General features: G+C 72.7%; 20 protein-coding genes. 9 read left to right on the top strand and 11 right to left on the bottom strand.

Annotated elements, in window-relative coordinates:
- Nucleotides 1-438 precede the first annotated feature (438 nt).
- The 11 genes from BM314_RS14780 to BM314_RS14730 form a co-directional block, all read right to left on the bottom strand.
- The gene (locus BM314_RS14780) at nucleotides 439-837 is read right to left on the bottom strand and encodes a Rieske (2Fe-2S) protein (protein WP_091978643.1); all 399 of its coding nucleotides are present in this window, start codon (nucleotides 835-837) and stop codon (nucleotides 439-441) included.
- Entirely contained in the window at nucleotides 830-1,534 is a 705-nt protein-coding gene (locus tag BM314_RS14775) for an ABC transporter ATP-binding protein (protein WP_091978642.1), read from the bottom strand. The genes BM314_RS14780 and BM314_RS14775 overlap by 8 nt, the downstream gene beginning before the upstream one ends.
- Nucleotides 1,527-2,345 (bottom strand): ABC transporter ATP-binding protein, encoded by an 819-nt coding sequence (locus BM314_RS14770; protein ID WP_056527063.1) that lies wholly within the window; start codon nucleotides 2,343-2,345, stop codon nucleotides 1,527-1,529. The genes BM314_RS14775 and BM314_RS14770 overlap by 8 nt, the downstream gene beginning before the upstream one ends.
- Nucleotides 2,342-3,376 (bottom strand): branched-chain amino acid ABC transporter permease, encoded by a 1,035-nt coding sequence (locus BM314_RS14765; protein ID WP_091978640.1) that lies wholly within the window; start codon nucleotides 3,374-3,376, stop codon nucleotides 2,342-2,344. The genes BM314_RS14770 and BM314_RS14765 overlap by 4 nt, the downstream gene beginning before the upstream one ends.
- Entirely contained in the window at nucleotides 3,373-4,245 is an 873-nt protein-coding gene (locus tag BM314_RS14760; RefSeq protein ID WP_091978638.1) for a branched-chain amino acid ABC transporter permease, read from the bottom strand. Before BM314_RS14760 ends, BM314_RS14765 begins: the two co-directional genes overlap by 4 nt.
- 399 nt (nucleotides 4,246-4,644) lie before the next feature.
- The gene (locus BM314_RS14755; protein WP_091978636.1) at nucleotides 4,645-5,793 is read right to left on the bottom strand and encodes an ABC transporter substrate-binding protein; all 1,149 of its coding nucleotides are present in this window, start codon (nucleotides 5,791-5,793) and stop codon (nucleotides 4,645-4,647) included.
- A gap of 34 nt (nucleotides 5,794-5,827) precedes the next feature.
- A complete protein-coding gene (locus BM314_RS14750; protein ID WP_091978634.1) occupies nucleotides 5,828-7,027 on the bottom strand; it encodes a xanthine dehydrogenase family Fe-S subunit in 1,200 nt (399 codons plus the stop codon).
- Nucleotides 7,024-7,896 (bottom strand): FAD binding domain-containing protein, encoded by an 873-nt coding sequence (locus BM314_RS14745; RefSeq protein ID WP_091978632.1) that lies wholly within the window; start codon nucleotides 7,894-7,896, stop codon nucleotides 7,024-7,026. The genes BM314_RS14750 and BM314_RS14745 overlap by 4 nt, the downstream gene beginning before the upstream one ends.
- The gene (locus tag BM314_RS14740) at nucleotides 7,893-10,247 is read right to left on the bottom strand and encodes a xanthine dehydrogenase family protein molybdopterin-binding subunit (protein WP_091978630.1); all 2,355 of its coding nucleotides are present in this window, start codon (nucleotides 10,245-10,247) and stop codon (nucleotides 7,893-7,895) included. Before BM314_RS14740 ends, BM314_RS14745 begins: the two co-directional genes overlap by 4 nt.
- The gene (locus tag BM314_RS14735; RefSeq protein WP_091978628.1) at nucleotides 10,244-11,113 is read right to left on the bottom strand and encodes an alpha/beta hydrolase; all 870 of its coding nucleotides are present in this window, start codon (nucleotides 11,111-11,113) and stop codon (nucleotides 10,244-10,246) included. The genes BM314_RS14740 and BM314_RS14735 overlap by 4 nt, the downstream gene beginning before the upstream one ends.
- A gap of 10 nt (nucleotides 11,114-11,123) precedes the next feature.
- Entirely contained in the window at nucleotides 11,124-12,407 is a 1,284-nt protein-coding gene (locus BM314_RS14730; RefSeq protein ID WP_091978626.1) for an amidohydrolase/deacetylase family metallohydrolase, read from the bottom strand.
- Between the two features lie 119 nt (nucleotides 12,408-12,526).
- Between BM314_RS14730 and BM314_RS14725 the strand changes: the two genes are divergently transcribed.
- The 9 genes from BM314_RS14725 (at nucleotide 12,527) to BM314_RS14685 (ending at nucleotide 20,665) form a co-directional block, all read left to right on the top strand.
- On the top strand, nucleotides 12,527-13,054 hold the full coding sequence (locus BM314_RS14725; protein ID WP_244539941.1) for a MarR family winged helix-turn-helix transcriptional regulator: 528 nt from the start codon (nucleotides 12,527-12,529) through the stop codon (nucleotides 13,052-13,054).
- A 366-nt stretch (nucleotides 13,055-13,420) separates the two neighbouring features.
- Nucleotides 13,421-14,185, top strand: coding sequence for a GntR family transcriptional regulator (locus tag BM314_RS14720; RefSeq protein WP_091978624.1), 765 nt, complete (start codon nucleotides 13,421-13,423; stop codon nucleotides 14,183-14,185).
- A complete protein-coding gene (locus tag BM314_RS14715; protein ID WP_020094476.1) occupies nucleotides 14,182-14,952 on the top strand; it encodes an ABC transporter ATP-binding protein in 771 nt (256 codons plus the stop codon). Before BM314_RS14720 ends, BM314_RS14715 begins: the two co-directional genes overlap by 4 nt.
- Nucleotides 14,943-15,758 carry an ABC transporter permease gene (locus BM314_RS14710; RefSeq protein WP_091978622.1) on the top strand — a complete coding sequence of 272 codons (816 nt, stop codon included), beginning with the start codon at nucleotides 14,943-14,945 and terminating at the stop codon, nucleotides 15,756-15,758. The genes BM314_RS14715 and BM314_RS14710 overlap by 10 nt, the downstream gene beginning before the upstream one ends.
- A gap of 64 nt (nucleotides 15,759-15,822) precedes the next feature.
- The gene (locus BM314_RS14705) at nucleotides 15,823-16,803 is read left to right on the top strand and encodes an ABC transporter substrate-binding protein (protein WP_091978620.1); all 981 of its coding nucleotides are present in this window, start codon (nucleotides 15,823-15,825) and stop codon (nucleotides 16,801-16,803) included.
- Nucleotides 16,804-16,834: 31 nt separating this feature from the next.
- Nucleotides 16,835-17,851, top strand: a complete 1,017-nt coding sequence (locus BM314_RS14700) for a quinone oxidoreductase family protein (RefSeq protein ID WP_091978618.1) — start codon at nucleotides 16,835-16,837, stop codon at nucleotides 17,849-17,851.
- Between the two features lie 65 nt (nucleotides 17,852-17,916).
- The gene (locus BM314_RS14695; protein WP_020094480.1) at nucleotides 17,917-18,336 is read left to right on the top strand and encodes a PaaI family thioesterase; all 420 of its coding nucleotides are present in this window, start codon (nucleotides 17,917-17,919) and stop codon (nucleotides 18,334-18,336) included.
- Nucleotides 18,333-19,145 carry a VOC family protein gene (locus tag BM314_RS14690; protein ID WP_091978616.1) on the top strand — a complete coding sequence of 271 codons (813 nt, stop codon included), beginning with the start codon at nucleotides 18,333-18,335 and terminating at the stop codon, nucleotides 19,143-19,145. Before BM314_RS14695 ends, BM314_RS14690 begins: the two co-directional genes overlap by 4 nt.
- The gene (locus tag BM314_RS14685; protein WP_091978688.1) at nucleotides 19,142-20,665 is read left to right on the top strand and encodes a class I adenylate-forming enzyme family protein; all 1,524 of its coding nucleotides are present in this window, start codon (nucleotides 19,142-19,144) and stop codon (nucleotides 20,663-20,665) included. The genes BM314_RS14690 and BM314_RS14685 overlap by 4 nt, the downstream gene beginning before the upstream one ends.
- The last annotated feature ends 55 nt before the right edge of the window (nucleotides 20,666-20,720 follow it).

Below are 20,720 nucleotides of genomic sequence, written 5' to 3'. Positions count from 1 at the left end.
TCCGGTGATCGCGGGCGGTGACGTCCGTCGGACCGCGCGCGCGGCCCTCCCAAGTCGATTCGAGGGAATTCCATGGTTCATCGCCGTCAGAGACGAGGCATCGGCCGGACCGCGTCCGATCCGACGTTCGACGCGAAGGGTCCCCTGATCGTGCGGTGGATCGGTGCCGCGGCCCGCAAGCGCGGCCGGGCGGCCGACCGGGAAGCTCCGCCCGCTCCGACCCCGGACAACGTGACGAGGCTGTCCTGGGCCGACACCTTCGGACGGGCGATCAGCGCCGATCCTCAGCGGCCGGAGGGACCCGCGACCGTCCTCGCGATGCGTCCCCGCGCGAGCAGGCGCGCGTGCGGGCCGTTCGTCCGCACGAGACAGGCGGTGAGCGCCGCGATCCCGACCTCGCTGCCGTAGAGCGAGACGGATCGGCTGATCTCGGTCGCTCTACCGTCGGATCTCCGGGCCGGCCGGGAATCCGCGGCCGCCCGGCGGCGCGGTGTCCGGCGCGAGAAGGCCGGATCCGGTCCTGAGCCAGAGCCCGTCCGGCGCCGCCTCGATCGCGGACAGGCGCAGGGCCCGGAACGACCAGCCCGGCGAGACGGCACCGTCCCGGAGGTCGAACGACGCCTGATGCCGGGGGCAGTGCAGCCGGCCCGCGACGCAGCGTCCGAGGGCGAGATCGGCCCCCTCGTGCGGGCAGGCGCGCTCGGCGACCACGATCCGCGCGCCGTCCCGGACGAGGAGCAGGCGGCGGCCGCCCGCGGTGACGGGGAGCAGGTCCCGGTCGCCGAGAAGGTCGACCGGGCCGAGGCGGATCCGCCCCGGCAGATCCCGCTCAGCCACCGAGATAGGCGTCCCGAACGTGGGGATCGGCGATGAGGTCCTGCCCGCGCCCCTCGAGGACGATGCGGCCGGTCTCGAGGAGGTAGGCGTAGTCGCAGAGTTCGAGGGCCGCGAAGGCGTTCTGCTCGACGAGGAGCACGGTCGTGCCGGCGTCGCGGATCGTGCCGATCACCGCGAACATCCGCTCGACGATGTTGGGGGCGAGCCCCAGGGACGGCTCGTCGAACAGCACGAGCTTCGGGCGCCCCATCAGCGCGCGGCCGATCGCCAGCATCTGCTGCTCGCCGCCCGACAGCGTGCCGGCCGCCTGGTCGCGGCGCTCCGCGAGGCGCGGGAACTCCCCGTAGATGCGCGCCAAGTCCGCCGCGACCGCCGCCCGGTCGCGGCGCAGGTAGGCGCCCATGGCGAGGTTCTCGGCGACCGTCATCTGCGGGAAGACGCGCCGGCCCTCCGGGCAATGGGCGATGCCCGCCGCCAAAATCCGGGGGGGCTCCGCCCCCGCGATGTCCCGGCCGGCGAACCGGATCGCGCCAGAGCGCGGCGGGACGAGGCCGGAGATCGCCCGGAGCGTCGTGGACTTGCCGGCGCCGTTGGCGCCGACGAGGGCGACGAGCTGGCCCTCGCGCACGTCGATCGTGAGCCCCTTCAGAGCCGTGACGTGGCCGTAGCCGCAGACGAGGTCGCGGATCTCAAGCATGGACCGCCTCCTGCGCGGCAGCCGCGGCGGCCTGCCGGGCGGCGCTACCCTGGCCGAGATAGGCCTCGATCACCGCCGGGTCGCTGCGGATCCGGTCCGGCGGCCCCTCGGCGATCAGGCGCCCGTAGTTGAGGACGACGATGCGGTCGGAGACCTCCATCACCATCGGCATGTCGTGCTCGACGAGCAGGATGGTGACGCCGCGCTCCCGGATTTGCCGGATCAGGCGCACGAAGACCCGCGTCTCGGAGGCGTTCATCCCCGAGACCGGCTCGTCGAGGAGCAGCATGGCGGGCTCGGTGGCGAGCGCCAGCGCCACGCCGACGAGGCGCTGCTCCCCGTAGGCGAGGGCGCCGGCCTTCTCCTGCGCCCGTCCGGCGAGCCCGACCCAGTCGAGGAGCGCCGCGGCCCGGGCGCGCAGCTGCCTCTCGCCGGCCCCCGCGCGGCCGAGGAGCGCGTCCAGAACGGGCGCGCGTCCCGCCGCGGCGCCCATCTGGTGCAGGCCGATCATCACGTTGTCGAACACCGTGTCGTCCGGGAAGACGCTGGTGCGCTGGAAGGTGCGGGCGAGGCCGAGCCGCGTGATCGCGTGCGGCGGCAGGCCCTTCAGGGACGTGCCGCGGAAGCGGACCGCGCCCTGGCTGGGCTTGAGGAAGCCCGTCATCACGTTGAAGGCCGTCGTCTTGCCGGCCCCGTTCGGGCCGATCAGGCTGACGATCTCGCCGGCCCGGACGTCGAAATGCAGGTCGGCGATGGCGACGAGGCCCCCGAAGCGGACGCCGACATGCTCGACGGAGAGGATCGCGCTCATCGCTGCACCGCCGGGTTGGCCTTGAGGACGGGCGCGGCCGGGGCCGGCCGGCGGCCCAGCAGCGCCGCCAGTCCCGGCACGATGCCCCGCGGCATCACGAACAGGATCACGATCAGCACGAGGCCGTAGACGATCCACTGCGCCTCCGGCGCCATGACCGGGCGGAGCGCCACCGGCAGCAGGCCGAAGATCAGGCCGCCGACGACCGGGCCCAGCAGGGTGCCCTTGCCGCCCGCCACCACCATGATGACCATGGTGACCGTGGTGGCGAACAGGAACACGTCGGGATCGATGATCCGCAGGTAATGGGCGTAGAGGCTGCCGGCCGCGCCGGCCATGGCGGCCGAGATCACCGCCGCCACCGTCAGCGTGCGCGTGGCGTTGATGCCGACCGAGAGCGCCAGCGGCTCGTTCTCCTTGAGGCCCCGCATCGCCCGGCCGAAGCGCCCGCCGACCAGGCGGGCGATCACGGCGTAGCAGAGCGTCCCCACGGCCAGCACGAGGTAGTAGTTCTGGAGCTTGGTCTTGAGGGTCCACATCCCGAGGCCCGGCAGGCCGAGGGTGATGGCGGGGATGTTGGTGAGCGCCAGCGGCCCCTGCGTCAGCTCCACCCAGTTGAGCGCCACGAGCCGCACGACCTCGGCGAACGAGATCGTCACGATCACGAAGTAGGCGCCCCGCACCCGGAAGGAGAGCCGCCCGATCAGGTAGCCGCAAGCGCCCGCCGCCGCCGTCGCCAGCAGGAGGCCGACCACCGCCGGCCAGGGCTCGTGGACCGCCCGGATGCCGAAGCCGAGATCCACGTCGAAGCCGAGGCTGGTCAGCGCGCTGACATAGGCGCCGATCCCGAAGAACGCGATGTGGCCGAGGCTGAGCTGCCCGGTGAAGCCGAGGAGCAGGTTCAGGCTCATGGCGCCGATCGTCAGGATGCCGGTCACGATCAGCGCGTTGAGGAGGTAGGGGTTGGCGCCGAGCCCCAGGGGCAGGGCGACGAGGCCGGCGAGCAGGGCGAGGGGGAGGAGCCGGTTCATCCGATGCGCTCCGCCTTGGCGAACAACCCGGTCGGCCTGCAGAGCAGGACCGCGATGATGATCAGGAAGCCCATCGCGTCCCGGTAGCCGGAGGAGACGTAGCCGGCGCCCAGCTCCTCGGCGAGCGCCAGGATGAAGCCGCCGATCGCCGCGCCGGTGACGTTGCCGAGCCCGCCCAGGATGACGATGGCGAAGGCCTTGAGCTCGGCGAGGCCGCCCATCTGCGGGAACACCACGTAGACCGGACCGAGGAGCGCGCCGGCCGCCGCCGCCAGCGACGAGCCGAGGGCGAAGGTCGCGGTGTAGATCCGGCGGACGTCGACGCCCATCAGCGCCGCCGTGTCGGAATCCTGGAACGCGGCGCGCATGGCGAGCCCGAGCTTGGTCCGGTTGATCAGCGCGTAGGTGAGGGCGATCAAGGTCAGCGCCGCCCCGAGCACGAACAGCCGCAGCCACGACACCGAGACCGGGCCGACCTGGAGCGGCGCCTCGGGAAAGGGCGCGGGGATCGCCTTGGCGACGCCGCCGAAGGTCCAGAGCGTGCCCGATTGCAGGACGATGCCGGCGCCGATCATCACCAGCATGGTGGTGTCGATGTCCGAGCCTCGGAACGGGCGCAGCAGCAGCAACTCGATCGCGGCCCCGAGCAGGAGCCCGCCGAGGATCGCCACAGGAAGCGCCAGGAAGAAGTTCAGTCCCAGCGCGGCGACCGCGAGGTACATCACGTAGGCGCCCACCGTGTAGAGCGCGCCGTGGGTGAAGTTCACGACGTTCATGATCCCGAAGATCAGCGTCAGGCCGATCCCCAGCAACGCGTAGGTGCCGCCGAGGATGAGCGCGTTGACGAGGTGCTGGATCAGTTCATCCATGGGCCTCTCCTGGCAGGTCGCGTGCCGGATGACCGGCGCTTCACCCCGTGGGGGCACACGAGGGCTGTCATTTCGGGAACAGGCACGGTGCGTCTCCCTCCCCCGCAAGGCTTACGAGGTTCACAGATCTCCGTCGGGCATCGCGGCGGGCTGCAGAGCGCGACGGGCCCCCTCTCCCGAGCGGGAGAGGGTTGGGGTGAGGGACGAGAACCCTCCGGATGAGGCATGCCATCGACGCGCCGGTAAGGCGCGCCTCGCTCGGAGAGACCTGATCCCTCACCCTGTCCCTCTCCCGCACGGGAGAGGGGACCCGCGCTCGATCCTGGACCTGCATGCCCGGACCTGATGCGTGGATCCAAAAGCCTGCCGAAGGGTGGAGGAGAGCACGCCGCGGCAGCCCTACAGCGTCGGCACGATCACCGTCCCGTCCTTGATCTCGATCAGGTAGACGTCGGGCTTGCTCTGCCCGCTCTCCTTCCCGGCGGGGCCGGCCTTGGCGAAGCGGATCGGCCCGTTGAGCCCGACGAAGTCGACCGACCAGAAGGCCTTGGTGATCGCGGCCGGATCGGCCGAGCCCGCCTTCTCGATGGCGTGGGCGATCGCGCGGATGCCGTCGTACCCGCGAAAACTCTCGGTGACGCCGGCGAAGTCGAAGCCGCGCTTCTTCCACGCGGCGATGAACGCCTCGGTGGCCTTCGGGTCCGGCGTCCTGTCGGGCGACCAGGGCAGGAAGGTCGTGAGGTGCATCGTGCCGTCGGCGGCGGCACCGGCCTGGGCGATGATCTGGTCCGGGTTCTGGGAGCCCCCGGTGGTGATGACCCGCTTCTTCAGGCCGAGCGCCGCCATCTGCTTGAACAGCAGCACGAGCTGATCGACCGAGCTCGTGATCATGATCGTGTCGGAATCCGACGCCTTCAGCTTGGCGAGCTGGGCGCTCATGTCCTGCGCGCCCTGGTCCATGGTCTCGACGAGGCCGACCGTCACGCCCTTGTCCTTGAGCATCTTGCCGAAATCGGTCGCGGCGCCGCGGCCGAAATCGTTGTTGAGGACGAGGAAGTCGACCTTCTTCAGCCCGAGGCGGCCGACCATGGGCGCGAAGGTCTCGGCCTCGAGCGACGAGGGCGGCGAGATCCGGAAGACGTACGGATTGCCGGAGGTCGTGATCTTGCCGGACGAGGAGGTCTCGACCAGCATCGGCGTCTCGTAATCCGCGAGCTTGGGCATGACGGCGAGCGTCAGGCTGGAGCCCCAGGCGCCCATCATGACCGGGGTCTTGTCGCTGGTGATCAGCTTCTCGGCGACCGCGGCGGCCTCGGTCGGGTTGCTCTTGTTGTCCTCGATCACGAGTTCGAGCTTCTTCCCGAGGACGCCGCCCTTGGCGTTGATCTCGTCGGCGGCGATCTTGGCGCCGTTGACCACGTAGGTGCCCGAGGCCGCGAACGGCCCGGTCAGCGGCTCGTTGACGCCGATGCGGATCGCCTCCGCCCGTGCGCCGGTGGCCGTCAGCGCCAGCAGGATCGCGGTCGTGAGGGTGAACCTGCCTAGCATTCGCGTGTCTCCGGTGCGTTGGGGCGGGATGGGATCAGGCGCGGCCGAACCACGCGGCGAGGCGCGCGCGGGCGAGGCCGAGGAGCAGGCGGAGCGGGTTGAGGCCGGCGGGCGCCGGCGCCGCGACGCCCGAGAGCCGGGCATCGAGGTTGCGGGTGAACTCCGCGGCGATGCGGCCGGCGAGGTCGCGCACGAGGCCGGGCCGGCCGAACTGCGCGAGCGGCCCGGTCAGGGTGTAGCCGACGTCGAGTTCGACCCGGGCGGTGCCGGGCGTCGGCCCGGCTTCGACCCGGTAGCGGATCCGGCCCTCGGTCGCCGAGCGGCCGCCCGCGTCGGTGCCGGCCCCGTGGACCGCGCCGGTCCGGGCGGCCTCGTCCCGCGCGAGGCGGGCGCGGCCGCGGAACGTCGCGGCGATCGGCCCGATCCGCACCTGCAGGCCGCCCTCGACCGTGTCGGAGGCGGGCGGCGCCGTGAGCACCGCGCCCGGCAGGCAGGCGGCGACCGTCGCGATATCGCCCAGCAGGGCGAAGACGCCCTCGGGCGGGTGGGCGAAGTTGAGGACCTGCGTGAAGCCGTGGGCCGGCGCGAATGCGTCGGACAGGTCCGCGACGGCCGCGGGCGCCGCCGGGGCGATCCGATCCGCCGGCGGTTCCAGGGGCGCGAAAGCCGCGTCGCCGATCCGGGCGCCGACCGGGCCGAGCGGCCGCGCCGCACCGGTCTCCGGGGGGATGCCGCGCCCGCGCCGGTCCGCGATCACCGCCATCACGGCCCGGACGATGCCGGCATAGCCGGTGCAGCGGCACAGGTTGCCCGACAGGCCGACGCGGATCCGCCGCTCGTCGGCCTCGGGCAGCCGCAGGACCAGGTCGCGGGCGGCCACCAGCATCCCGGGCGTGCAGTAGCCGCACTGGAGCGCGTGCTCGCGGTTGAAGGCGGCCCGCAACTCGCCCGCGATCGCGTCCGCGTCGAGGCCCTCGATCGTCGTGACCGCGGCGCCCGCGCAGGCCCCCGCGTAGGTGAGGCAGGCGCGGGCCGGCTCGCCGTCGAGCAGGACCGTGCAGGCGCCGCAGACGCCGTGCTCGCAGCCCAGATGCGTGCCGGTGAGGTCGAGCCCGTCGCGCAGCACGTCGCCGAGGTGGCTGCGCGGCTCGGCCGCGACCCGCACGGCCCGGCCGTTCACCGTCAGCGCCAGGGCCATGCGCGACGTCCCGGGTTCGGCCAGCGCGGCGCTCATGCGGCCTCCGGAAGGGTGTTGGCGCGGGGATCGGGCGCGGCCGCCGCGGCCACCGCGCGGCTCAGGACGGTGACGTGGATGTGCCGCTCGACCGCGTCGGCCATGCCAGCCTCCCGCAGGGCCTGGTCGGCGGCCCGGGGGTCGAAGCGCGCGGCGAAGTCGGCGCCGATGCGGCCGCCGAAGAGCGGGCGGGCATCGGCCAGGAGCACGGGCGGCCCCTCGACCGCGCCGATCACGGCCCGGCCCCGGCCCGCGCCGGGCTCGAGTCGCACGGCCCCGATGGCGTGGGCGAACTCGCCGATCTTCGCGCAGTGCTTGACGTAGCCCCAGGCCGCGCCCGCCGGCAGCGCCTGGACACGCACCGCGACCAGGATCTCGTCCGCGCCGAGCGCCACTTCGAGGGCGCCGGTCACGAAACGCTCCACCGGCAGGGTGCGGCGGCCGCTCCGCCCCGCGATCTCGACCTCGGCGCCGAGGGCCGTCAGGGCGGTGACCCAGTCGGCGGCCGGGTCGGCGTGGACGAGGCTGCCGCCGATCGTGCCGCGGTTGCGGACCGGCCGGTAGGCGATCGCGGCGGCGACCCGCCGCAGCGCGCCGCCGGTGAGGTCCGGGACGCGCCCGTCCTCGACGTCGGCGTGGGTCACGCAGGCCCCGAGGACGAGCGTGTCGCCCTCGACCCGCGCGTCCCGGAGTTCGGGGATGCCGGTGATGTCGAGGATCAGGGTGGGCTCGACGAGGCGCAGGTTCAGCATCGGCCCGAGGGACTGGCCGCCCGCGATCAGCTTCACGCCCGCGGGGGCTTCGGCGAGGCGTGCCAGCAGCGCGGGCAGGCTGTCGGGGCGCTCCCAGGCGAAGGCGGCGGGCTTCATGCGGCCTCCCGCGCGGTCACGGCGGGATCACGGGCGGCGAGCACCGCCTCCACGATCCGCCGGGGGGTGAGGGGCGAATGCAGCAGCTCGACGCCCAGCGGCGCGAGGGCGTCGTTCACGGCGTTGGCGAGCGCCGCCGGCGGCGCGATGGCGCCGCCCTCGCCGATGCCCTTCTGGCCGAAGCGCGTGTAGGGCGAGGGCGTCTCCATGTGGTCGATGCGCGCCATCGGCACGTCGGCGGCGCCGGGCAGGAGGTAGTCGGCCAACGTCGAGGCCAGCGGCTGGCCGCGGGCGTCGAAGCGCATCTCCTCGAACAGGGCCGTGCCGATCCCCTGGGCGAGGCCGCCGTAGATCTGGCCGTCGACCACGAGGGGATTCACCAGCGTGCCGCCGTCCTCGACGATGACGTAGTCGAGGATCTCCACCGCCCCCAGGTCGGGGTCGACCGCCACCACGGCCGCGTGCGCCGCGTACGAGAAGGTGCCGGAATCGCGCACCGGCTTGTAGCCGGCGGTGACCTCGAGCCCGCCGGGATCGGTGTCGGGCGCGAGGTCCTGCGGGCGGCGGTACCAGGTGCGGGCGATCGCCTCGAGCGGGACATCGCCCGTGGGGCCGACGACGTGGCCACCTTCGAACCGGCATTCCTCGGGCCGCGCCTGGAGCAGGTGGGCGCCGATCCGCACGGCTCGGGCCCGCAGTTCCTCGCAGGCCGCCGCGACCGCGCCGCCGGCCATCACCATGACTCGGGAGCCCCAGGAGCCGGTGGAGTAGGGGGTCATGGCGGTGTCGCCGTGGACGAGGCGGGTGCGCGCCACCGGCACGCCCAGGATCTCGTGGGCGACCTGGGCCAGCGTCGTCTCCAGGCCCTGGCCATGGGAATGGGCGCCGATCCGCAGTTCCAGGCCGCCGTCCGGGGTCAGGCGGGCGCTGGCCTGCTCGTGGCCCGGCACCATCGGGATCCCCCAGCCGGAATAGACCGAGGTGCCGTGGGCGGCCTGCTCGCAGTAGATCGCGAGGCCGAGGCCGATCCGGCGCCCGTCCGGCTCACCCTGACGCTGGCGGGCGCGGATTGCCTCCACGTCGATGGCCTTCAGCGCCCGGGACAGCGCCTCCGGGTAGTCGCCGCTGTCGAAATGCTTCTTCGTGATATTCTCGAACGGCATCTGCTCGGGCCGCACGAGGTTCTTCTCGCGCACGGTCTCGGGTGCGACCCCCGCCGCGCGGGCGACGGCGTCGAGCACCAGTTCCAGGGCGAAGCAGACTCCGGTGCGCGCCACCCCCCGGTAGGGCAGGATCGGGCACTTGTTGGTCGCCACCGACCACGTGCGGCAGCGATAGGCCGGGAAGTCGTAGGGCCCCGGCAGGATGCTGGCGACCTGCGCGGCCTCCAGGCAGGCCGAGAACGGGTAGGCCGAGTAGGCGCCGGAATCGACGGTGGCCTCGCAGTCGATGCCGCGCAGGGTCCCGTCCCGCTCCGCGTAGGCGGTGATGCGGTAATGGTGCTCGCGGCAATTGGCGTTGGCGGTCAGGTGCTCGCGCCGGTCCTCCAGCCAGCGGACCGGATGGCCGCAGCGGAGCGCGAGCCACGCGAGCGCCACGTCCTCGGCAAGCAGGATCGCCTTGTAGCCGAACCCGCCGCCGACATCCGGCGACACGATGCGGATGCGCCCCTGCTCGATGCCGAGACATTCCGAGAGGCCGTTGCGCACGATGTGGGGCATCTGGCTCGCGGTGTGGACCACGAGCTGGTCGAGCCGGTGATCGAGCTGCACCACGGTGCCGCGGCCCTCGATCGGCGCCATGCACTGGCGCCCCGTCGAGATGGTGCGGCTGACCTTGATCGGCGCGTCGAGGGCGCCCTCGATGCCGACATCGACCAGGGTCTCGAGGAAGACGTTGTCGCCCCAATGCTCGTGGACGAGGGTGGAATCCGGCGCGCGCGCGGCCAGCATGTCGTGGATGGCGGGCAATTCCTCCAGGTCGAGGACGACGGCGGCGGCGATGTCCTCGGCCTCGGCGCGGGTCGGCGCGACGCACAGCGCCACCAGCTCACCGACCTGCCGGACCTTGCCAGTGGCGAGCACCGGCTGCTCGGAGACCTTGAAGCCCGGCAGCCCTGAGACCGCCCGGATCGGCAGCACCCCGTCGAGGTCGGCGGCGGTGAACACGCGGTCGCGGTAGGCTTCCGGCACGTGAATGGCGCGGATCCGGGCATGGGCGAGCGGACTGCGCACGAAGGCGACGTCCTGCAGGCCTGGCAGCCGGAGGTCGCCGACATACTGGCCGCGCCCGCGCATCAGGCGGTCGTCCTCCTTGCGGGGCAGCGGAGCCCCGACGCCCTCGTGGCTCATCGGATGCCTCCGAGAAGGTCCTGCGCGGCGCGGACCAGCAGGCCGTCGGGCCGGCGGAACCCGTCGAGGATCGAGAAGTGGTCGGCGCCCGGCACCGGCAGCAGGGCGCCCGGCGCGTGGGCGGCGCTGCGCAGGGCGTGGAGGTTGCGCGCGTCGCGGACGAGGGCGGGCAGCTCCCGGCTGCCGTAGGCGATCGTCATGGGCTTTGGCGTGACCGCCAGCCGCAGCGGCGACAAGGTCTCGATCTCCGTGTCGGTCAGGCCGAGCCTCTCGTTCAGGTAGGTCTCGCGGATCGGCGCGAGGTCGTAGACGCCGGAGATCGCCAGGGCCGCGGTCACGGCGGGATGCCCGAGATGGAGGGCGGCGAGCTGCGCCCCCGCGGACCAGCCGGCGAGGACGATCGGTCCGCCGACCCCGCGCGCTGCGCCCTGTTCGGCGAGCCAGTCGAGGGCGGCCCCGATCTCGGCGACGATGCCGGCGAGGCGCGCCTCGGGCGCCAGGGTGTAGCCCGGCATCGCCACCGACCAGCCGGCGGCGTTCAGCCCCTCCGCGAAGCAGGCGAAATCGGCCCGGGCGTTGCGCTGCCAGTAGCCGCCGTGGACGAAGACGAGGCAGGGCGCCCCCGTCTCCGCCGCCGGGTAGAGGTCGAAGGCCGTGCGGTCCCCCGCGGCATAGGGGATGTCGAGCCCGGCCGGGTGCGCCGCGCGGTAGATCGCGGAGGCGGCGTTGCGGGCCGCGACCTGCGCGGCGCTGTCGGGCACGGCCGCATTGTTGTCGTAGCAGGCGCCCCGCGCCGCGAAGTCCAGGCTGGCCCAGCGGCGGCGCGGATCCGGCGGTGTCGGGTCGTCGAGGAGGAAGGCAGGCACCGGCGCCCCCTCAGGCCGCGATCGCCTGGGGCAGGATCGGCGAGTCGGCCTCGAAGCGCCGCCCCGCGCGCAGGCAGAAGGCCGGGCGCAGCAGGCGGTCGGCGATCACCCGCGTGTCCTCGTTGTCGCGCAGCAGGAAGCGGCCGCGATCGTCGTGCAGCACCGAGACGTCGGCCGCGTAGCCGACCTTGAGCGCGCCGATCCGGTCGCCCATGCGCAGCATCTCGGCCGGGTGCGACGTCACCATCGGCACCACCTCCTCCAGCGGGATGCCGAGCGCCATCATCGAGCTCATCGCCTGGGTCAGGCTGAACCGGGCCTGGCCGAGGAAGGGATGGTTCTCGTCGTCGTGGTGCTCGTCCGGGGTGCCGGCGGGCTTCGTCACCTCGGGCACCTCGGTGTTGTAGCCGTGCATGTCGGCGCCGAGCGTGTAGGGGATCACGCCGGCCGGCAGGGACGCGCGGGCCACGCGGTAGGAGAAGTGGCTGCCGTGGCCGACATCGACCTTGAGCCCGGCCTCCATGGCCCGGCGGATGATGTGGTGGACCTCGCCCTGCTCGTTGATGAAGCCGCCCGGGTGGCGGGTGAAGGGATGGGCCAGTACGTCGCCGGGCCGCAGCAGCGGGATCACCCGCTCGACGATGGTGTCGGCGTCCTCGCCGTTGGCGCCGGATTCCGGCAGGCCCCAGAGCTGACCGAAATGCACGTAGAGCGGCAGGTCGGCGCGGCGGCTGATCTCGGCCGCCATCTCCATCACCTTGATGCCCCAGCGGGCGAAGCCGCCGATCTCGGCATGGCCCTTGATTCCGCGCACAAGGTCGCGGTTCTCGGTGGCCGACTTCACCGTCGCGTCGATGTCGACGCCGTCCGGGCTGTAGAGGTTCGGGTAGAAATGCCCCTCCAGGCCGCCGACGAGGTAGGCCGACAGGAAGGCCAGCACCTGCGTCTCGGAGCGCTCGGCGATGAAGTGGCGGAAGCCCGGCAGGGTCATGCAGGACGGCCCGCCCTGGTCCACCACCGTGGTCACGCCCGATCGCACGCCGACCATGTCGGGGTTCAGGCCGAACCGGCCGGTGACGTACTGGTAGACGTGGGCGTGGGTGTCGATCATGCCGGGCAGGACGAGCTTGCCCGCGACGTCGACCACCTCGGCAGCGGCCGAGGGCAGGATCGTCTCCGCCACGGCGGCGATTCGCCCGTCCCGCACCGCCACGTCGCGGATGCCGTCGATGCCGGAGGCCGGGCAGATGACCCGCCCGCCCCGCAGAACCAGATCATAGCGGCGATTGTCCATGTCGACCTCGTGGTCCCGGCCGGCGCGCCGGCCTCGCCCTTGCCAAAAGCGAAGCATGCTTCGTATTCCGGCGTTGCACACCGCGTGCCAAGGCTGGAACCGTTCTGCGGAGGCGGACGATGGATGAGGTCCCGGATGCCGGCTGCGCGGCGGGATTGGCGGAAGCGGGGACCGCGTCAGGGGCGGCGGACGCCCGGCACTGGCCCCTGGCCGAGCGCCCGGGCTTCCTCGCCCGCCGCATGCACCAGATCCACGTCAGCCTCTTCGCCGAACGCTGTGCCGCGTTTCGCGTCACCCCGCTCCAGTACAGCCTGCTCTCGCTGCTGCGCGATCTGGGGGAGGCCGATCAGACGACGCTCGCGAGCGCGGTCGCCCTCGACCGGACGACGACGACCGGCGCCCTGAAGCGCCTCGCGGCCCGCGGTCTGGTGAGCCGCACGACCTCGCCCCTCGACCGCCGCGCGCAGGTCTGCCGGCTGACGGACGAAGGCGCCGCGCTCCACGGCGCGATGGAGCCGGCGGCGCGGGCGGCGCACGGCCTCACCGTCGAGGCCCTCACCCCGGCGGAGCAGGACACCCTGACCCGGCTCCTGCGCCGCGTCATCGCGGGGCACGAGCACCGGCGCGGCCAGCCCGACATCCTGTAGGGCGTCGCCGTTGCGGCCCGCGGCACGCGCCTTCTGCCCAAGGAAAACACAGATCGTCCTGCGTCCGAGCGCCGCGAAAAGCTCTTTCTTCCAACATCTTCGCGAAAATTGGACGCGCATTCCATTTACAGAACGCGGAGACGTTGCGCATAAATACGGCATGGAATGCCCACAGCGCGCGCTGAGCTGATCACGCGTCGCAGCTGAGCTTCCCACCGCGCGACGAATGCCGGCACCCGACCATCGTTCCGCCCGCCGATGCGCGCCGCGCGCAGGCGGGCCGGCGCGGGGTTGGCACATGTCCTGCGTGCGGTGGGCAGCTCACAGCATGCTGTGGGAGCCTCAATGCCCGAACAGCGAGGTGCGATGACGACCCGCGATGACAGGTCCCGGCCCGCTCGCCCGACCGCGGCGGTGCTCGCCGTCCCCGACGCCACGCGCAAGGGCAACCAGGCCTACGACCTGATGCGCCGCGAGATCGTCGCCTGCCGCCTCCTGCCCGGCACGCGCTTCACCGAGGCAGAGGTGATGGAGCGGTTCGAGATCGGCAAGGCGAGCTGCCGGATCGCGCTCCAGCGCCTGGCCCAGGAAGGCTTCGTCAGCTCGATGCCGCGGCACGGCTACCGGGTCAGCCCGGTGACCGTGAAGGATGTCGACGAGGTCTTCGCCCTCCGGATGGAGCTCGAGCCCCTCGCGGCGCGGGGCGCCGCCGGCCGCGTGAACCGGGCGCATCTGGAGCGCCTGGAGCAGGCCTGCCGCCGCAAGATCACGGTGGAGATGGGCAACCAGATCGACTTCTTCCTGGAGGCCAACCGGGGCTTCCACCTCGCGATCGCCGCGGCCGCGGGGAACGGGCGCCTGTACCGGACGCTGTCGGGCCTCCTCGACGAGATGACCCGCCTCGTCGCCCTCGGCTTCGGCGTGCAGGGGGTGCGACCGAACATCGAGAACGACCACACCGCGCTGATCGAGCACCTCGTGGCGGGCGACGCCGACAGCGCCGCCCTGGTGGCCCGCCGCCACGTCGAGACGTTCCGCGACATGACCCTGGAGAAGGTCATCGCCAGCCTGCGCGACACCGCGGTGGTGGCGCCGGTGCGGCCGGCCCGGGTCGACGGGGGCGAGCCGTGAACGCCGTCGAGCTCGACCACGTCAGCAAGTGGTTCGACCGGCGCGAGGGCGGGCCGCTCCACGTCCTCGACACCGTCGACATCGCGATCCCGCAGCACGCGATCGTCGCGATCCTGGGCGCTTCGGGCTGCGGAAAGAGCACCCTCCTCAACATGATCGCCGGGCTGGTCGAGCCCGATCAGGGCGCCGTCCTCCTGAACGGCATCCCGTCGCACGCCTTCCGCGACTGGCGGGCCATGACCTACATGTTCCAGGAGGACCGGCTGCTGCCCTGGCGCACGGCCGCCCAGAACGTCGCCTTCGGCCTCGAGGCCGGACGCATGGGCCGGGCGGAGCGGGCGCGGCGGGTCGACGAGACCCTGCGGCTCGTCGGGCTGGAGGCCTTCCGCGACGCCTACCCGCACGAATTGTCGGGGGGCATGCGCAGCCGGGTGGCGCTCGCGCGCAGCCTCGTGACCGAGCCCAAGATCCTGCTCCTCGACGAGCCGTTCTCGAAGCTCGATCCCGAGATCCGCGCGCAGATGCACGCGGAGCTGCTGCGCATCGCCGGCCTGCGGGCGATGACCCTGGTCTTCGTCACGCACGACGTCGAGGAGGCGGTGGTGCTGGCGAGCCGGGTGGTCGTCCTGCACCCGCGGCCGGGCCGGATCGGCACCGTCCGAGCCATCGATCTGCCGTACCCCCGCGACCCGCTCTCGACGGAGGTCGCCGAGGAGGTCCGGCGCCTGCGCATCAGCCTCTCCGCGGCGAGCGCGCGATGCTCGTGAAGACCCCGCCGCGCCTGATCCGGCGGACGCGGACGTCCGGTGCCGGCCGCCGGGCGGGCGTGCTGCTCCAGCGGCTCGCCCTGCTCGCCCTGGCGCTGGCCGCGTGGCAGCTCGGATCGCTGCACGCGCCGAGCTTCGTCCTGCCGAGCCCCGCGCGGGTCTGGCACACGTGGCTCGGCCTCGTCGCCACGCCGAGCTTCGCCGCCGATCTCGGCATCACGCTGGGTCGGATCGGCGTCGGCCTCGCCTTCGCGGCCCTCGTGGGGCTGCCGCTCGGCCTGCTGCTCGGCGCGAGCCCGCGCCTCGGGCGCTTCTTCGAGCCGGTGCTGACGGTGACCAACACCGTCTCCTCCGCGATCTGGGCGATCTTCGCGCTGATCTGGTTCGGCCTCTCGAACTGGACCACGATCTTCGTGGTGTTCATGACCGCGATGCCGCTGATCCTGACCAACGTCTGGCAGGGCACGCGCACGGTCAGCGCCGAGCATCTCGAGCTCGCCCGCACCTTCCGGATGCCGCGCCGCAAGGTGCTGACCAAGATCTACCTGCCGACGATCCTGCCCGCCTTCTTCGCGGGCGCGCGCCTCGCCATCGGCTTCGGGGCGCGGGTCGTCCTCGTGGCGGAATCGCTCGGGGCGAGCAGCGGCATCGGCTACCGCCTGCGGCAGGCGGCCGACCTCGTCCAGACCGACCAGGTCTTCGCCTGGACCCTCACCCTCGTCGCCCTGATGATCGGGCTCGAGACGCTCGTCCTGAAGCCGGCCGAGCAGCGCCTGTTCGCCTGGAAGAAGGTGGCGCAGCCGTGACGGCCGGCGCCAGCCGGGGACACGCCCGCCGCACGACCCCTCATCGCCCGTCCCGGAGAACGCCTTGAAACGGATCCGCGTCCTCGCCGCCGCCGCGCTCTGCGCACTCGGCCTGCCCGGCCTCGCGCGCGCCGAGACGGTGCGCATCGGATACTGGAGCTCGGGCATCAGCCTCGGCTTCGGCGCCGTGCTGGAAGCCGGCAAGTTCATGGAGAAGGAGGGCCTGACGGCCGAGTACGTCAAGTTCCCGGACGTGAACGCGCCGACCAAGGCGATGGCCGCCGGGGCGATCGATTTCGCGATCGCGGCGAGCGCCGGGACGGCGCTGAGCGTCACCGCCGACGGGCTGCCGATGAGCATCGTCCTGGCGACCCAGGTGGCCGATCTCGACTTCGTCGTCCCGGAGGACTCGCCGATCAAGACGATGGCCGACCTCAGGGGCAGGAAGATCGGCACCTCGCCGGCCGGCAGCGGCACCGCCGCCATCGCGGCGGCGATCCTGGAGACCAATCACGGCCTCAAGCCCGCCGACTACCAGGCCGTCCCCGGCAACGATTCCCGGCTGGCGCAATTCCTCGTCCAGAAGGACATCGACGCCGCGGCCCTGCGCACCGTGACCCTCGCGCTCCTGCCGGACGTGAAGCTGCGCCGGCTCGGCACCTTCCGGGAGGAGTGGAAGCGCCTCACCCAGCAGGACGCGCCGCCGGTCCTCGGCGTTGGCCTGATGCGCAATGCCTGGATGACGCAGAATCCGGACGCGCCCGCCAAGGTCGTGGCCGCGATGCGCAAGGCCTACGCTTTCGGCCAGGCCGACAAGCCCGGCGTGGCCAAGATCCTGAAGGCGGCCGCGAACCTGAGCGACGCCGACGCCGCGGCCTACGCGGGCCTCTGGGACGGCATCTACACGGTCAGCCTGGAGCCCGCCGACATCGCCTCGCTGAAGCGGGAATTCGACGTGTTCAAGGCGGTCGGCGCCGTCCAGGGCAGCCTGCCGGACACGGCCCTGGTCCCCGGCCCCTACGAGCGGTCGAAGTCGATCCCGTAGCCTTTCCGACCTGCAGAAGAGGGTTTCCACGATGGCTCAGACGATGAAGGCGCTCGTTCTGGAGGCGCACGGCGACATCGACACGCTGAAGGTGGTGAACGACTATCCGAGGCCGTCCCCCGGCCCGGGCGAGGTCCTGATCCGGGTCGGCGCGTCCTCGTTCAACTACCACGACGTGTTCACCGTGAAGGGCATGCCCGGCATCAAGGTGCCGATGCCGGTGGTGATCGGCCTCGACATGGCCGGGCAGATCGTCGAGCTCGGCGCGGGCGTCGCGGAGTGGCGCGTCGGCGACCGGGTGCTGGTCAACCCGCTCAACAAGGCCAAGGGCCTGATGGGCGAGATGCTCGACGGCGGCATGGCCGAGTACTGCCGGGTCTCGACGAGCCAGCTCATCGCGATGCCGCCGGACGTGAGCTACGCGGACGCGGCGTCCCTGCCGGTGGCCTACGGCACGGCCCACCGCATGCTGATCACCCACAACACCGTGAAGGCCGGCGACAAGGTCCTGATCCTGGGCGCCAGCGGCGGCGTCGGCACGGGCTGCGTGATGCTGGCCAAGCAGCTCGGCGCCGAGGTCATCGCCTGCGCGGGCAGCGCGGAGAAGATGGCGGCGCTGACGGCCCTCGGGGCCGACCACGTCGTCAACTACCGCGAGACCGACTTCTCCAAGTGGGCGATCCAGCAGTACGGCAAGCCGCAGCGCCGGACCTACGAGGGCGGCGTCGACGTGGTGATCAACTTCACCGGCGGCGACACCTGGGTGCCCTCGCTCAAGTGCCTGAAGCGCGGCGGCACGCTGCTCGTCTGCGGAGCCACCGCGGGGCACGATCCAAAGGAGGATCTCCGCTACATCTGGAGCTTCGAACTCAAGGTGATCGGCTCGAACAGCTTCTACGACGACAACCTGTCGGCCCTGATGGACATGATCCAGGCCGGCACGCTGAAGCCGACCATCGACAAGCTCCTGCCCCTCGAGGAGGCCGCCGAGGGCCTGCGGATGATCCGCGACCGCGAGGTCATGGGCAAGATCGTCGTCACCCCCTGACACCGCCCGAGGCCGGTCCGCCGCGCGTCCACGCCCCCAGCCCCGCCCGAGGAGATCTCGAAGCCATGTCCGACACCCCCCTCACCAAGGAGCAGGTCGAGGCGCTGCTGCTGCGCGGCCCGTTCCACCAGTGGCTCGGCCTCTCCGTCGTCGCCGTCGGCGATGGGACGATCGAACTGAAGGCGACGTGGCGGCCGGAATGGGTCGTCAACGCCGAGCGCGGCTACGTCCACGGCGGCATCCTGGCGACGCTGGTCGACCTCACCGCCGATTGGGCGCTAGTCTCCAAGACCGGCCGGGGCGTCCCCACCGTGGACCTGCGGGTCGATTACCACCGGGCCGCGATGCAGGGCGATCTCACCTGCCGCGGCACGGTGGTGAAGTTCGGCAACCAGCTCTCGGTGGCCGAGGCGCAGATCCTCGACCCGGAGGGGCGCCTGCTCGCGAGCGGCCGCGGCGTCTACATGACGGCGCCGCCGAAATGACCGGACCGGCCCCCGGCGCCCCGGCGGATGGGGCCCTCGACCACGTCGTGATCAACGTGCTGCGGCGGATGGACGAGGCGGCGGACCTGTTCGCCGCCCTCGGCTTCCGGTTGACGCCGCGCGGCCACCACTCGCTGGGCTCCGTCAACCACCTGATGATGACGGCCGGACCCTACCTCGAACTCGTCGGCCTGCCCGAGACGGGTCCGCAGCGGCAGGACGTTCTGGACAGCCCGTTCGGCCTGAACGGGCTCGTCGTGGCGAGCCGGGACGCCGACGCGACGCATGCCCGCCTCGCCGCGGCGGGGCTCGCGGCCGGGCCGCCCGTCGCCTTCACGCGCCCCGTGACCGTCGACGGCCGCGAGGAAACGGCCCGGTTCCGCACGGTGCGGGTGCCGGTCGACCGGTTCCCGGCGGGGCGCCTCTACCATTGCGAGCACCTGACCCCGGATCTCGTCTGGCGCCCCGAATGGCTCGACCATCCGAACGGCTTCACGGGGCTCGACGCGCTGACGATCGAGAGCCCGGCGCCGGAGGCCGACGCCGCCCTCTACGCGAGCGCGAGCGGCGCCCCGGCCGAGGCCGCGGGCGGCGTCCGGACCCTCCGGCTCGGCGAGACGCGGGTGGCGATCGTGCCGGGGCCGGCCGCCCGCTTCTCCGCCCTGGCGTTGCGCTTCCGCGACCTCGACGCCCTCGAAGCCCGCGCGGGCGCGCTCCCGGAGGCGGCCTGGGTTCGGCACGGGCCGGACGCGGCCACGCTGACGCTACCGGCCTTCGACCTCCGTCTCGTGTGCAGGGCGGCCCCATGACGCGCGCGGCCACGGCTCCGACCAATCTCGGCGACCTCGTCGACCGGTCCGGGCCGCCGGACAGGCCGCGGATCATCGGCGTCGGCCCGGATGGCGAGCCCGCGGTGATGACCCGCGCCGGTCTCGACGCCCGGGCCGACGCCTTCGCCCGCGGCCTGCTGCGCGGCGGGATCGCCCGCGGCGCGCGGGTCGCGATCCTCGCGGCCAACCGGCCCGACACGATCGCGGCGCTGCTCGGGGCGATGCGCGCCGGCGTGGTTCCGGTCCCGGTCAATCACAAGTTCCCGCCGGCCACGATCGCCGCCGTGCTCGCCGATTGCGGGGCGCGGCTCGTGCTCTGCGACGGCCCGCGCCGGGCGCTGCTGGCCGATCTCGGCCCCGATATCCGGATCGCCGGGTTCGACGATGACGGGCCGGAGGGCTTCGCGGCCTGGCTCGACCCCGGTCCGTTCGTGCCGGTCGTGCCCGAGCCCGACGAGGCGGCCCTGTTCCTCTACACGTCCGGCTCGACGGGCCGGCCGAAGGGCGTGCGGCTGAGCCATGCCAGCCACCTCTGGGTGGCGCGGACCCGCGCCGCGGAGACGGACCTGCGCGACGACCGGCTGCTCGTGGCGGCGCCGCTCTACCACATGAACGCGCTCGCCCTGGCGCTCCTCGTCTGCGCGGCCGGCGCCACGATGGTGCTGCTGCCGCAATTCGAGGCGCGGGCCTACATCGCGGCGATCGACCGGTACCGCTGCACGTGGCTCACCGCCGTGCCGCCGATGATCGCCATGATGCTGCGGGAGCCGGATCTCCTCGCGGAAGCCGACCTCACCGGCGTGCGGACGGTCCGGATGGGCTCGGCGCCGGTCAACGACACCCTCGCCCGGCAGATCCGCGCCCTCCTGCCGAACGCCCGCATCCTCAACGCCTACGGGACCACCGAGGGCGGCCCGGTCGTGTTCGGCGACCATCCGGACGGCCTGCCGACGCCGGTCGCGTCGGTCGGCGCGCCGCATCCCCAGGTGGCCTTGCGCCTCGTCGGACCGGACGCCCCGGAGACCGGGATCCTGCAGATGCGCAGCCCCGCGATCATGCTCGGCTACCACAACCGGCCGGACGTGCCCGTCCCGATCACCGCGGACGGGTTCTACGACACCGGCGACGTCTTCCGCCGCGACGCGGACGGGTTCTTCTACTTCCTCGGGCGGACCGACGACATGTTCGTCTCCGGCGGCGAGAACATCTTTCCGGGCGAGGTCGAACTGGTGCTGGAGCGCCACCCCGCGGTGCTCCAGGCCTGCGTGGTGCCGGTGGACGACGCCATCAAGGGCACCAAGCCGGTCGCCTTCGTGGTCCGCCGGCCCGGCGCCACCGTCGATGAGGCCGCTCTCAAGGATTACGCGCTCGAACACGCGCCGGCCTACCAGCACCCGCGTCGGGTCTGGTTCGTCGAGGCGCTGCCGCTCGCCTCGACCGGCAAGATCGACCGCGCGGCCCTGCGCCGGCGGGCCGAAGAGGCCGTCCGCACCCCGTGACCGGCCGGGGCGGAACGGCCCTTGCAGGTTGTGCTCCCGCGGACTGCGCCCGCAG

The organism is Methylobacterium sp. 13MFTsu3.1M2 (genome assembly GCF_900112625.1).
Classification (GTDB): Bacteria; Pseudomonadota; Alphaproteobacteria; order Rhizobiales; family Beijerinckiaceae; genus Methylobacterium.
The sequence above is the reverse complement of the archived record's forward strand: the minus strand, read 5'-3'. Positions and strand labels throughout refer to the sequence as shown.